We start from the raw sequence: 14,670 nt of genomic DNA on the forward strand, positions 1-14,670 counted from the left end.
TTTTACATAAATTATTGTTTTTAAGGATTCTTAATATAAAAACTCTAAATAATTTTTTAATTCAGAGTGCAATAATAAAAAGTTATTATTTAATATTAATTCCTATCAAGTATTTGTATTATATATTAAACATTTATAAAATAAAAGTTTATATTTATAATTTTTATATAAAAGTAGCTCTTAATTGTCCCATAGTACTAGTAAATATTACAAATAATGTTAATGATATTAAAAACCATATTATTCTAAATACTTTACTTTTTTCAGATTTTATTCCAATGAATGCATATGCTGCTAAAGCCACCATAGGAAGTCTTGTTAAAGACCAAGTACTGTTTGTAGTTAAAGGCATTAGCACTGTAAATATTGAATAGAAAGAAAAATATATAGGCATTTTTTTAACTGAAAGTATAGAGAATATAAGCATAGTAATTGGGCATAAGAATTCTAAAGTAGTTCTTAAAGCAGGGTATTGAAATATTCTAATAAAAAGTTTTATTATAAATGGTATAATAAGAGGACTTGGAGTTTCTCTTGACCATGTTTTTTGAGCTTCCAAAAAATACAAAGCATTATCTGTTTTAGCATACATATATACAAGCCACAAACCATATAATGCCATCACTACTACTAAAAAGCTAATTCCATTTTTAATTAATTGTGAAGTTGATTTTATATTATAATTTTTTTGTTTTATATAGTTTACAAGCATATCAAGACCATAGGCAGCAAGCAATGCAATACCGTTTATTCTTGTAAGTATAGATAGTCCGCAAAAAATTGCAGCTATCATATAATCTTTATTTTTATAGGATATTATTGATATTAAAATCATTAAAAAATATAAAGCTTCACTATATGGTACAGAATTATAATGTGAGGCAGGATATATTATCAATGCTATAGTTGCATACATAGAAGCAGTTTTTCCAATATATTCTATTAAATAATAAAATAGAAGCAGTATAACAATGATGAATGATATATTTGATATTGTAAAAGCAGCCCATTCATATGAACCAAAAAATATTGGAGATAATAATTTTATCATTACAGGGTATAGAGGAGCAAATGCATATAAAGAGCCATTATATCCATTTTGTGCTATATATAAAAAATTAGAAATATCATTAAATTGAAATATTATATCTAATGGTTTATGAACATTATCATATACATCATAACCTTTTGGAAGATAATAGTATCCTATATTAAGCATCAAAGCAAATATTATTCTTGTTGCAATAAAAAATAAAAATATAGTTGTTAATTCTTTTTTATATGTTTTAAAAAATGATGATATATTGTTCATTGGTATACCTTTTATTTTATTGCTTTATTTTATAGGATTATACAATATATTTGATAAAATAAAATATATTGTATAAAATAAAAAATATAATAGTATATATTACAAAAAATTATTTTAATAAGGAAAGAAAAATGAAAGTATTTATTAGTGCCGATATAGAAGGTGTAACAACTACTACACAATGGCCAGATACAGATGTTGGTTCATTGACTTATAAAGAGCATGCATTACAAATGACTAAAGAAGTTAATGCTGCTTGCGAGGGGGCAATACTTGCAGGAGCTAAAGAGATATTTGTTAAAGATGCTCATGATTCTGCCATGAACATAGACCAAACTGCTTTGCCTGATATTGTAAAAGTGCATAGAAGATGGAGCGGAGACCCTTATTCTATGGTTGAGGGTATAGATGAGAGTTTTGATGCTGCTATGTTTATAGGCTATCATAGTCCTGCTACAAGCGGAAGCAATCCTTTATCGCATACTATGAGCAATGCTAAAGTTTTTAGTATAAAATTAAATGATGTTGTAGCAAGCGAGTTTATGTTTTTTAGTTATGCTGCAGCTTATAGAAATGTGCCTTCAGTATTTTTGTCTGGTGATAAAGGTCTTTGCGATGATGCTAACAATATGGACCCTAATCACCCTAGTTTAATAACAGTTGCTGTAAAAGAGGGTGCTGGTTATGCTACTATTAACTATTCTCCTAATCTTATGATTAAAACTATTAAAGAAAAAACTGAAGAAGCTTTAAAGCAAGATTTGAAATGTTTAAAACTTCCAAAGACTTTTAAGCTTGAAGTAACTTATAAAGAACATGGCTATGCTTACAAGATGTCATTTTATCCTAATGCTAAAAAGGTTAATGATAATACTATTGTTTATGAGAGCAATGATTATTATGAGATACTTAGAGCTATGAAGTTTGTTTTATAATTTTTATTAATTTTATTGAATAAGCATTATGTAATTGAATATAATAATATTGCTTTTAAAAAATTATATTATATAATATTACTACAAAAAATAATTTAATATATGGACTAATTTATGAAAAAAGTAAATGTTTGTTTATTGGGTGCTTCTGGTGCCGTTGGTAAAGAGATGCTCAAGATATTGCAAGAGAGAAAATTTCCTGTTAATGAATTAAGATTATTAGGTAATAAGACAGCAGGTCAAAAGGTTATTTTTAATAATAAAGAATACACCATAGAAAAGCCTACTAAAGATTCTTTTAAAGATATGGATATTACTTTGGTTGCTGTAGGAAGCGATGAAAGTAAAAAGTTAAGTCCTTTGGCTGCAAAAGCTGGAAGCGTTGTTATTGATAACAGCAGTGCTTTTAGAATGGATAAAAATGTTCCTTTAGTAGTTCCAGAGGTTAACCCTGAAGATGTTAAGCTTCATAAAGGTATTATAGCTAACCCTAATTGCAGTACTATTATTGCTTTGGTGGCATTAGCTCCATTACATAAATTTGCTAAAATTAAAAGAGTAATAGCTTCTACATATCAGGCAGTATCTGGTGCTGGTAAAGAGGGTATGGAAGAACTTCAGCAGCAAGTTTATGATTATGCAGAGCAAAAAAAGTTAAATATTAAAGCTTTCAAATATCAAATATTATTTAACTTAATTCCTCAAATAGATGCATTTGACAGCAAAACAGGATACACTAAAGAAGAATTAAAAATGACTAATGAGGGCAGAAAAATATTACATGCTCCAGATTTACAAGTAAGCTGCACTTGTGTTAGAGTGCCTGTTTTAAGAAGCCACAGTGAATCTATAACAATAGAAACAGAAAAGAAATTAACAGCTAAAAAAGCTAAAGAATTATTATCAAAAGCTAAAGGTGTAAAAGTAGTAGACAATCCTTCACAATTTAAATATCCTATGCCTTTAGATACAACAGACCAAGATAATATATTTGTTGGAAGAATAAGAGAAGACATCAGTGCTAAAAACTCTTTAACTTTCTGGTGTGCAGGCGACCAAATAAGAAAAGGTGCTGCTACAAATGCTGTACAAATTGCTGAGTTGGTGTTGCCTTTATTAGATAAAGAATCTAAAAAAGAAGAAGCTCCAAAAAAGAGAGTTTGCAAGCCAAAAAAAGCTGCAGCAAAAAAAGAAGTAAAAAAGACTGATAAATAATAATATTATTTAGTAGAAAACTATAAGGCATTCAATTATATTGAGTGCCTTTTTTATTTATATTGTTTTAATTTTACTGCTTATAAATATATATAAAATAATGCTATATGTTTGTGACCATATTCTGTAAAAATGCAGTTCTTTTGGTTCTTTTATACCAATAAAAGAACTGGGGTGCGGGGCAAAGCCCTGCAAATAATAAAAAAATAACTATATTTTATTATATGAGTTTTATTTTATTTCATTGACTTTTAATTTATTTATATTAGACTAAAATATATTAAAAAACTTAAAAGTGATTAATTTATGATTAAAAATATTTTTGCCGTTTTAATTTGTATGCTTTTGTTTTCTTGCAATAATGTTAATGCTTTAAATAATAATTTATCTTCTAACAATTCCCAATTATATTTTGACTCTAAAAAGGCATATGATTATGTGAAAGCTCAAACAGATTTAGGACCTCGCGTTTATGGAAGTGAAGCACATAAAAATGTGAGAGAATATTTTAAAAAAGAAATTTCTAACATGGGATATGAAGTATTTAGTCATAAATTTGAAGCTCCATACATTAAAGGAAGAGAAGGCGAGAACATATATGCATTTTTAAATGGCAAAACAGATAAATATATTATAATAGCTAGTCATTATGACAGCAGAAGCGTTGCAGAAAAAGACCCTGTAGCAGAAAACAGAAATAAACCAATAGATGGTGCTAATGATGGGGCAAGCAGTTCTGGGGTTTTGCTTGAGCTTATGAATGCTTTGAAAAATTATGAGCTTGATTATAGTATATGTTTTGTATTGTTTGACCTTGAAGATGACGGCAATTTATTTGGTGTGGAAGGTACTTCACCTATTGAAACTGATTGGATACAGGGAAGCATTGCTTTTGTAAATGATAATGTAGTAGATAAAAATAAAATTAAGTTCGGCATACTTCTTGATATGGTTGGAAGCAGTGAGGCTTTATTTAAATACGAAAACTTTGCTTATACTTATTATTCTGATATTTATAAAAATGTATGGTCTAATGCTAGATATTTAGGTTATGAAAAGTTTTTTGTGAATGATTTTTACGGCGGCATAATAGATGACCATACTCCTTTTATTTTTAACAACATACCTTTTATAGATGTTATAGATATGAGCTATAAATATCATCATACTCAAAATGATACAATAGACAAAATAGATATTAATACTTTGGAAGCTGTTGGAAAAACTATAGAGTATACAATAGTTAATACTATTAAATAATAAAAAAATATTATTTATTCTAAACAAAATAATCAAAAATATCTTTAAAAGTTTATTATTATTGTTATAATATTTTATATTTTTATATTATTTATTATACAACAATTTAGAAGGAAATATAAGGAAATATATGGTCAATTTTTTTAAGAGTCAATCTACAGAGGCAAGAAGGGATTTAATACTTCATGGCTCTATAACAAACACATTAATAATGCTTTCTATCCCTACATTGATGATGACTTTAGTACAATCAATGATACCTCTAATGGACGGACTTTTTCTTAATAATGTTACTAATACTATTATAGCAAGCAGTGTAAACTTTGCAGAGCCTATAATCATGATGATGACAGCATTATCTCAAGGTTTGGGTGTTGCTGCTATGGCTATAGTTGGTCAATATAATGGATTGGGCGACTTTAAAAATGCCAAAAGAATATCTACACAAATAGTAGTTACAGGTGTTTTATTTGGTATTGCTATGGGACCTACGCTATATTTGGTAAGCATACTTGTTTCTATGAATTTACATTCAGGCATTAAGGAAAATGTATATCAATATTTATCATTATACAGCTTTGTTATGCCTATGACTTTTTTGGCTGCTTTATATAATGGTATAAAAAATGCTAATGGTAAGCCTGAAGCTACTTTTATAAGAAGTGTTATATTGCTTTTATTAAAGATTGTTTTCAATTTTGTATATGTTTATTTTTTGCATTTAGAGGTAGTAGGAAGCGTATTAGCATCTTTTTCTACTTATGCTATAGTTACAGCTTGGATGTATTATGATTTATTTATAAAAGAAGGTGATGATAGATTATCTTTAAAAGAGTTTAAATTTGATTCAAGCATTTTAAAAGAACTTATGATAATAGGTGTTCCTTCAATGCTTACCACATTTTTAAGCAATTTAGGATTCTTCTTAATAAATAGCGAAGTTGAAAAATATGGTGCTACAGTGTTAAACGGTCAAGGTATAGCTAACAACATTACAGCAGTATGTTTTAATTTGCCTGCAGCATTTGGTTCTGCGGTTACTACAATGGTTAGTATGAATATAGGAGCTAAATATGCAGATAAGGCAAAAAAATCATGCTATACAGGAATGTTATTAAGTGCTATTACTGCAATTGTTCTTATAGCAATTGTAGTGCCTTTAACACCGCATATGACTATACTTTTTACAAGAAACCCAGAAGATTTATATGTTGCTAATGGGGCTTTGCCTATATTTGCTTTAGGAGTTTTAGGGTTTGGTATAACGATGGTGGCACAGGGTGCTTTGATAGGTCTTGGGCGTACGCGGGTGCCTCTCATAATAAGTATACTTAGGATATGGTTCTTGAGGTTTATATTTATAATAGTTACTACCAAATATTTATCATATTGGTCAGTATTTTGGGGTAATTTATTCTCAAACACTATGGCTGGTGTTATAGCATTCATTATTATCACTAGAATTCCTTGGGTATCTGTTATTAATATGCAGACACAGAATATATTTATGCTTAGGGCGAAATTATTTGTTGATGGGCTTGGGGCAAGGTTCTTCCCTAAAAATATTGGAAAAAGAAAAGATTATACATTAAAATTAAAAAATAAAATTAAAAATATTACAGACCCTATTAAATTATCAAAGTTTGAAAAAAGAGAAGAAGAAAGATTAAAAAGAATGGAAGAGCGTGAAGAGAGAATAAGAGAGAGAGAAGAAAAGAGGGCAAAAGATGTTGCTGAGTGGAAAAGACAGATTGAAGAGATAAAGCAAAATAGAGAGAAAATGAATGAAGAGCGCAGAAAATACAATGAAGAGAGAAAAAAAGAAAAAGAAGCTAAAAGACAGCAAATATCAGAAAATGTAAGATTAAGAAGAGAGGCAAGGCATAAGCTTAGAGAAGAGAGAAAAATTGAAAAAGAAAAACAAATTGAAGAGAGAAAAAATTTAAAGAATAATAAAAATGAAGAACTATAATACATTAATTTTACTTATAGCAGGACAGTCAAAAAGATTTGGCGGAAAAGTTAAAAAGCAGTTTATTAAAGTTGATAATAAGCCTATATTTATACATACTCTAATCAATATACTAAAGTTTAAATTTGATAATATTGTTTTAGTAAGTTCAAAAGATGAAATAAATAATATAAAAAAGTATATAGAAAAAGAAAATGCTATAAATAACAGTAATAAGAAAATAATGCATTATATAGAAGGCGGAAGCGAGAGAGTTTATTCTGTTTATAATGCCATTAAATATTTAAATGATAATAATATAAAAACTGATTATGTATTTATTCATGACGGAGTAAGACCATTAGTAACAAAAAAAGAAATATTAAGTCTTTATAATTATATATTAAAAAATGATGCTGCAATATTAGCCTCTAAAGTAACAGATACTATAAAAAAAGTTGATGATAATAAAAATATTACAGAAACTATAGACAGAACTTATCTATACAGAGCAGCTACTCCTCAGGCTTTTAATTTTAATAAATACTTAAAATCTATAAATAAATATATGAAAGCCAAAAGCAAAAAGTTAGCAACAGATGATGCTGAAATATACAGTAAATATTCTGGCAATGTAGGCATTATAGAATGTTCTTCAAATAACATAAAAATAACAAATAAAGAAGATTTATCTATTTTTAAAAAACTAAAAGGTATATAATTTTGTATATTTAATATATATATGTATTTTTGTATATATATAAGATATATTTTAATAAGTATATATCCGAAAATTTTATATAACAATTTTTATTTAAATAGGTTATTATAGTAGTTACTTATAGCCTTTGGAGGTATATGAGTGCGTACTAAAAAGCACTCACGTTTTAAACTTTATTTAGCTACTACCTTGATAGCTTTTTTAATACCTACTTTGTTTAGTGTGTCTTTTGTTTTTTCTAATAAACAGAAGTATTTGGATAATATTATATCTTACGTAAATAAAGTATCGCCTATTAATATTTATATAGAGGATATAAGTTTATCATTTAGCTTGGAAATAATTCTTGATAATGTAAAGCTTTATTCTAAGGGCAATGATAATGAATTTGCTAGCATGGATAGGGCTTTTTTGAAGTTTAATCCATTGAGGCTTCTTATAAAAAAAGATGTATTTTATATGCTTAGTGATGTTGATGTTACTAAGGCTGATTTTTACCCTGAGTTTTTAGATACTTCTATTTTTCAATCGAATACTAATGCCAATACAGATTATAGAGAGATTATTAAAAATGTTACAGATATATTATTAGATAAAAACATTCTTGTTAGGAATTTTAATACAAAAATAGAAGATAAAGAAGGAAATACAACACAGGTTTCTATTACATCTCTCAATGGAAACTTTAGGTCATATAAATATTTTCTTACTTATGATTTAAATCTACCTGATGAAACAATTGTAAACTTTTCTACAGAAGTAAATCCTGATTTATCTTATTTGACATGTTTAATTAATGCTAAAGACAGCGAGAGAGAGTTATTTAAATATGATATAAATGCTACAAATAACAATGATTTTGTAAAATTAAATTTAAAAAACACAGAAAAAAAAGATTTATTAAATCTTAATTATGATTATAACAATAAGAAGCTTAACTTTGAGCTTTTAGATGCTAATATAGATAAAAATACAGTTTATAAGTTTGTAAATATAGCATTAGATACTCCGTTAATATACAGTACTATAAAGCCAGATGATGATAATATAAAAATGATTAGTAATGCTATTAATCGTTTTGACTATTTAAAAATTAATGCTTATGGTGATTATGAGGTTAATAAAGACATATATGTAGATTTTGATATTAGAGCTAGTGACAAATTATTTAATTTATATGCTGATGCAGAAATTACAAACAATAATCTAATACTTTCAAATCTCAATGTAAATACTTTAGATGGAAATATTATACTTAGCGGTATAGTTCCATTGAATGACCCTGTTTCAAGCGTATTGAGTTTAAATATTAATGATATATCAGCTGGAGTTAATAGATTATCTGCTTCATTATCATTAACACCTATAAGAGTTAATGATGAAGAATTATCTTCTAGTTTTACAATATCAGAATTATCTTATGAGAATGCTTTGAAACACCCTTTAAAATGGGTTGTAAGGTACATGAAAAAAGAAAAGTATATAGATATGAATTTGAGTGCTAATGAGTATATTGAGCCTTTTGATGTTAATATATCATTAGACAATACTAGACCGGTATTAATAGATGCTAATGGTATTATACCGCAAGAGTTGTTTGTTGTATTTTTGGGCGGCAATCCTATTGATAATTTATCTTCTTTAAATGTTAAATATAGTTTGAGTAATGCTTCATATACAGATGGAAAGGGAAATGTTCATGTATTAAATTTATCATCTAGAAAGATTTATACAGAAGAATATTTAATTAGGGTAGGTGCTTTAGCTTACAGCAACAAGGTAGAAATTAATGATATATTTTACAGGCTTTCTGAAGACGGCGGTATTAATGCTAATGCTGTTGTAGAATATGACAAAAATTTCAATGTAAAAGCTAATGGAACTGTAAAGACTCCTATTGGTGATTATAGTGTAAACGGATTTACTCTTACAGCTACTAATGGAAGCAGAATATTATATGCTTCTACTGAAAACTCAGAGATAGTTGCAAATGGTTCTATAAAAACTAATGGAGATTTTGAGCTAAACATATCAACACCAAATGAGTTAAAAGTTAAAGACATATCTTTTAATGCTGATGTATCTATAGATAATTATAGAAATAAGCCTATATATTTATATGGAGATGTTAAATTTAATAAGAATCTATCTCCTGTTGTTGCTTTAGATACTCAATTTGAGCTTTCAAATACTAGTATAGTATTTACAAATATAATAGTAGATTATGGTGATAATAGGGTATATGGAGAGGGTATTCTTTCTTCTTCTGACGGAGTTAATAAGTTTACAGCTTTGCTTAAAGATGCTGATAATACAGGAGTTGTTGCTTTAGATGCTTCTATTAATCAGAATAATTTATTTGGAAATCTTACTATATCTGATTTGCCTTTTAATCTTACTACAGCAGGCGGAATGTATGGAATAATTACAGCAAAAGCTACTGTAATAGGTCTTCTTAATGACCCTGTTGTATATTTAGATAAGTTTAATATAAAAGATTTTGAGATTCTTGGCGACAGGTATGATGTTTCTTTAACTGGTTATTATAAAACAGATGAGCTTGAAATAAAAGATGTGCTTATGAGTAAAACAGGCTCTATTGGTATTGTAAAATCAAGAACATTTAAAAAGACAGGCGAACAGTTAAAAATACCTTATGCTTATTTTTCAAAAGATTTGCATAATATGACTATAGAAGTTGATAAGTTATTTTATTTAAGTACTTATTCAGGTACAATTAATTATAATATGCGTTCTTTGGCAGATGGAAGTAAAGAGTTTAGAATACAAACAACCCCTATTACAATTAATAAAAGAAAGCTTCCAGAGTTTGGCACTGTAGTAAATTATAAAAAAGATTATATTACTTTTGAAAACAATAAAAGTCATGGTATATCAGGAACTATTTCTAATAAAGATGGAGTTAGCGAAACAGCATTAAAGTATGTTTATGATAATTATAATATTCTCAATATTGACGGAAGTATAAAAGATACTGGTAAAGACCAAGTTGATTTGCTTCTTACATCAGATAGACTTAATGTAGAGATATTTGAGATATTTAATGTATTATTTACAGAGATACAATCAGCACCTACTAACTTTATGGTTGACAATAAGCCTTATACTTTATATGCAAAAGTTCATGGACCTAAAGATGATATTGCAATTAATGGAAGATTTTTAGGACATGGTAAGAAGGTAAAGATAGCATATTTCTCTGATGTATTTGACAGCACAGTTGTAGATTTTAATTTTGATGGAAATATGTTTAATGTAAATAATCTTACATTTACTTATAAGGGTAAGAAGAATTTAGCTATTACAGGCGAAGCTGAGATATTTAAAAACAATATAAATTATATGGCTTTTGATTTACTTTCATCAGACGAGCAATTAGGTCTTTTGAATGGTTCATTAGACCTTAATGTTGTAAAAATAAGAGGACCTTTACACGTAGATTTACAAGTTGGAGGAAATATAGCAGAACCAAGAATAGGCGGAACATTAACATTAATGAAAAGCGATGTTCAATTATCTATCAATCCTCAAAACACATATAAAGAGCATGTTTATGGAATGGCTAGTAAAATTTATTGGGACTTTGTTATAGAAGCTTGGCAGCAGGTGAGGGTAGCACACAATTTGGTTGGAGATGTTTATCTTGAAGACGGCTCTAAAATGAGTGTATACAGCACATTGAGAGATGGATTAGAATTGGAAGGTACTATTAATTTTGATAGAGGAAGTATATATTATTTACAAAATGTTTATCAAATAGAAAATGGTACTTTAACTTTCCCAGATGTTAATAGCTATGACCCTATAATAGAGGCAACTGCTTTTACATACAAAAAATATTATTCTCCAAATACTACAGTTTCTGCTGATTCTTTGGAATATCAAAACTCTGGTGAGAGTGTTACGCTTTATATGGAGATGAATGCCCGTGTTTCTCAATTATTAACCGATAGTACAGGCGGCGTTTCTCCTGTAAGGTTCTACACTATTCCTTCGCTTGGACAGTATCAGGTTAATCAGTTGGCAGGCATACCTCAGGGTACTTTTGGTAATAGAGAAAATCAAGTTTATGCCGAGAATTTCAACAGTATAAACTCTGCTAACAATATGAATAATGCTCAATTGCAGCAGCTTACTATGAATTATAGTGATTTGATATTGAGAAGTACAGTATTAAGACCAGTAGAGCGTTGGGTAAGGCAGTTTTTGGGTATAGATTATATTAACTTAAGCCCTACGGTGGTGAATAACTTATTGTTTGTTACAAATAACAATAATCTTAGTGCTTCTTCCGTTTGGGACAACACTAGCGTAGGGATAGGAAAATATATTTCTAAATATTTGTATTTGAAATATGATGTTACTTATAGAGTTAATGATGCTTCAAGACCTAGTGAGTTAGGAAGACCGGTTGATGCTTATTATTTTGACCATCAATTTGGATTTGAGGTGTCTTTACTAAAAAATTACAGACTTGCAAATTTTGTATTTGAGTATAAAATTAACCCTTTCAATATAAAAGGAACAGGACAAGACTTTAACATAGTTACGCGTTGGAGATTTTAGTGAAATTTATAAAGAATCGTTTTATTATTTTTATTACTATACTTTTAACTGCTTTTTTATTTTTAAGGGCGGCTGAAAGTGATTTTGACAATTTACAAACTTCACAAAATATTGCAGTCTATGAAGGTCTTACTATTAAAGATATAATAGTTACAGGCGAAGTAAGACTTACTGAGGATCAGATAAAAAATAATTTCCCCATTAAAAAAGGAAGTAAATTTGCTAGAGCCGAAATTAATAATGCAATCAAAAGTTTATTTAATACAGAATCTTTTGATAGAGTTGCCATAGATGTTACTAGAGAAGATGACGGTATTATACTTAATATAGTGGTAGCAGAGAGATTCATTATTAAAGATATAATATACAATGGAAATAAGCGTTTAAGCAGAACAGCTTTAAATGATGCTATAAAACCAATAATGCGTGTGGGAGACCCTTATATACCTCAGAAGTTGAATGATGCTGTTAATGCTATAATTACAAACTATCAAGACAAAGGATATTTAAAGGCTTATGTTGAGCCTAAGGTTACAGAAGATAAAGAGGCTTCTGATGTTGTGATAGAGATGAATATTGTAGAGGGTAATGAGGTTAAGGTATCAAGCATTCGTTTTCATGGTAATACCCACTTCTCTCCTAATGAATTAAAAAGACAAATGTCTACAAAAGAAAATGGTTTCTTATCTTTGGGTAAGTTTAATGAGTTTAAGTTTGAAGAAGATAAGTCTAAAATAGTAAAGTATTATGCTGATAGAGGTTATTATAAGGCTAAGGTTAATAATGTTCAATATACTTATCAGTGGAGAGACCCTCAAGTAAAAAATGAGCAGGACTTGATTATAGATATTTATATAACAGAGGGTGATAAATATTATTTTGGAGATATTGGCTTTAAGGGTAATTTTGTTATACCTTCAGATGTTATACAGGCAGATATAAAATCAAAAAAAGGTGCTTTATATAATTATACTTATCATATGTCTGATTATCAGGGCATACAAAATAAATATTCTGAAAAGGGTTATATATTCAGACAAGTTATTCCTGTTATATCAGTTAATGAAGAAAATAAAATAGTTAATATAATGTATGATATAGTTGAAAACGATAAAGCACACATAGAAAATATTACAATAGCAGGAAACACTAAAACTAAAGACTTTGTTATACAGAGATATATTGATATAAAACCTGGTGAAGTATTCAACTCTGCTAAAATACAGCGTGTACAAGAGAGATTATATAATACGCAATTCTTTGACAATATTAATATTAACGTAAAACCTGGTTCTGCTGAAGGACTTATGGAGCTTGGACTTAATGTTACTGATGGTAAGTCTGCTATGGTGTCTGGAGGAGGCGGTTTTTCTACTGGTTCCGGATTTAAGGTATTTGCTTCCATTAGAGAAAATAACTTCTTAGGAAGAGGCTTACAATTAGGTTTAAGCGGTGAATTTGGTCAAACTCAAAAGAGAATAGCAGTTAACTTTGCAGAGCCTTATTTGCTTAATTTGCCTATATATTTGGGATTTGATTTATCTTACTTTAATGAAAGTGTTAATACAGGCGACCAGATAGGTACAGATCAATTTGGTCTTCCTAAATATTCTTATTATACAAGACATGGTTTTGAAGGTATTGCTAGAGTTGGTTATTATTTCTTTGACTACTATTCAACTTTCTTAACATTTGACACCATTGTACAGCAGTATCAGCAGTGGTATGACCAAGGTGCAAGTGCAGCAGGTCCAGACCACGTATTGAATGATATTAGAAAATATTTAGTTCATAGAATAAATAAAAAAGACGGAAGCTTCCAAAGATGGCAGAGTGATTGGTTTACTACTTTTATAGTGTCATACTCACTTCTTAGAGACAGCAGAAACGATTATCTTAACCCTACAAAGGGAAGTTTCTTAAGAGGTACAGTGGACTTCTACTTTAACCACACTCAATTAATGAGATTAAATGCTACAGGATTCTTAGCTATACCTGCTACAAAATGGTTATCATTTGCATTCTATGGAGAGATTGGTCAGATTGTTGCTATTCCTGGTCTTCCTATTCAAAACGATGCCGATGTACTTTATTATCTTAACCCATTTGAAGATGTTAGAGGTTGGGATACTTCTAAATATACTATATTTAAACATAATAGAGGCTTGAGTACTTATGACTTGCCAAATGAAAATGGTCAAAAAGATTCTTGGAGTTATGGTAGAGCTAAAGTAAGATTCTTTGCAGAGCTTCGTATACCTATTATACCTAAAACTTTGGGATTTGTTGGTTTTCTTGATGCTGGTCAATTATGGCTTCCTCATTCTACTGGTCTTAATTTTGACGGAGATGCTTATAATTATCCTTCACAGTTTATGGATATTAAAGATATATTTGATCCTTCACAATATATGTATTCTGTAGGTTTTGGTTTGAGACTTACTATACCTATATTTAATATTAGATTTTATTTTGCTAAAAGATTTGTTTATAATAAAGAGGATATTGGATTTGGTAAGGGCTTCCAAGACTTTGAGGGTGATACTTATTCTCCTCTTGGTAAGTGGCTTGGAAGAGGTTGGGGAATTGCCTTTACAATGAACCACCCATTCTATTAAAAAATTATATTGCTATTTTGCAGTTTTTATTATAATTTTTAGTATATAAATAATTTGTCAGTAATAAAAAA

General features: G+C 28.6%; 8 protein-coding genes. 7 read left to right on the top strand and 1 reads right to left on the bottom strand.

Annotated features, from left to right (window positions below; all coding sequences use genetic code 11):
- Positions 1-163: 163 nt before the first annotated feature.
- The gene (locus BPP43_RS08655) at positions 164-1,312 is read right to left on the bottom strand and encodes a glycosyltransferase family protein (protein ID WP_013244113.1); all 1,149 of its coding nucleotides are present in this window, start codon (positions 1,310-1,312) and stop codon (positions 164-166) included.
- A gap of 131 nt (positions 1,313-1,443) precedes the next feature.
- Between BPP43_RS08655 and BPP43_RS08660 the strand changes: the two genes are divergently transcribed.
- The 7 genes from BPP43_RS08660 (at position 1,444) to bamA (ending at position 14,599) form a co-directional block, all read left to right on the top strand.
- On the top strand, positions 1,444-2,247 hold the full coding sequence (locus BPP43_RS08660; RefSeq protein WP_014934105.1) for a M55 family metallopeptidase: 804 nt from the start codon (positions 1,444-1,446) through the stop codon (positions 2,245-2,247).
- 114 nt (positions 2,248-2,361) lie between these two features.
- Positions 2,362-3,462: an aspartate-semialdehyde dehydrogenase gene (locus BPP43_RS08665; protein ID WP_013244111.1), complete on the top strand. Its 1,101-nt coding sequence runs from the start codon at positions 2,362-2,364 to the stop codon at positions 3,460-3,462.
- A gap of 306 nt (positions 3,463-3,768) precedes the next feature.
- The gene (locus BPP43_RS08670; protein ID WP_015274729.1) at positions 3,769-4,722 is read left to right on the top strand and encodes a M28 family peptidase; all 954 of its coding nucleotides are present in this window, start codon (positions 3,769-3,771) and stop codon (positions 4,720-4,722) included.
- A gap of 130 nt (positions 4,723-4,852) precedes the next feature.
- Entirely contained in the window at positions 4,853-6,694 is a 1,842-nt protein-coding gene (locus BPP43_RS08675) for an MATE family efflux transporter (RefSeq protein ID WP_015274730.1), read from the top strand.
- Entirely contained in the window at positions 6,681-7,394 is a 714-nt protein-coding gene (ispD, locus tag BPP43_RS08680; protein ID WP_014936904.1) for a 2-C-methyl-D-erythritol 4-phosphate cytidylyltransferase, read from the top strand. The genes BPP43_RS08675 and ispD overlap by 14 nt, the downstream gene beginning before the upstream one ends.
- Before the next feature lie 141 nt (positions 7,395-7,535).
- Positions 7,536-11,981, top strand: a complete 4,446-nt coding sequence (locus tag BPP43_RS08685; RefSeq protein ID WP_015274731.1) for a translocation/assembly module TamB domain-containing protein — start codon at positions 7,536-7,538, stop codon at positions 11,979-11,981.
- Positions 11,981-14,599, top strand: coding sequence for an outer membrane protein assembly factor BamA (bamA, locus tag BPP43_RS08690; RefSeq protein ID WP_015274732.1), 2,619 nt, complete (start codon positions 11,981-11,983; stop codon positions 14,597-14,599). Before BPP43_RS08685 ends, bamA begins: the two co-directional genes overlap by 1 nt.
- Positions 14,600-14,670 lie beyond the last annotated feature (71 nt).

Origin of the sequence: Brachyspira pilosicoli P43/6/78, assembly GCF_000325665.1 — a bacterium.
GTDB classification, from domain to species: Bacteria; Spirochaetota; Brachyspiria; order Brachyspirales; family Brachyspiraceae; genus Brachyspira; species Brachyspira pilosicoli.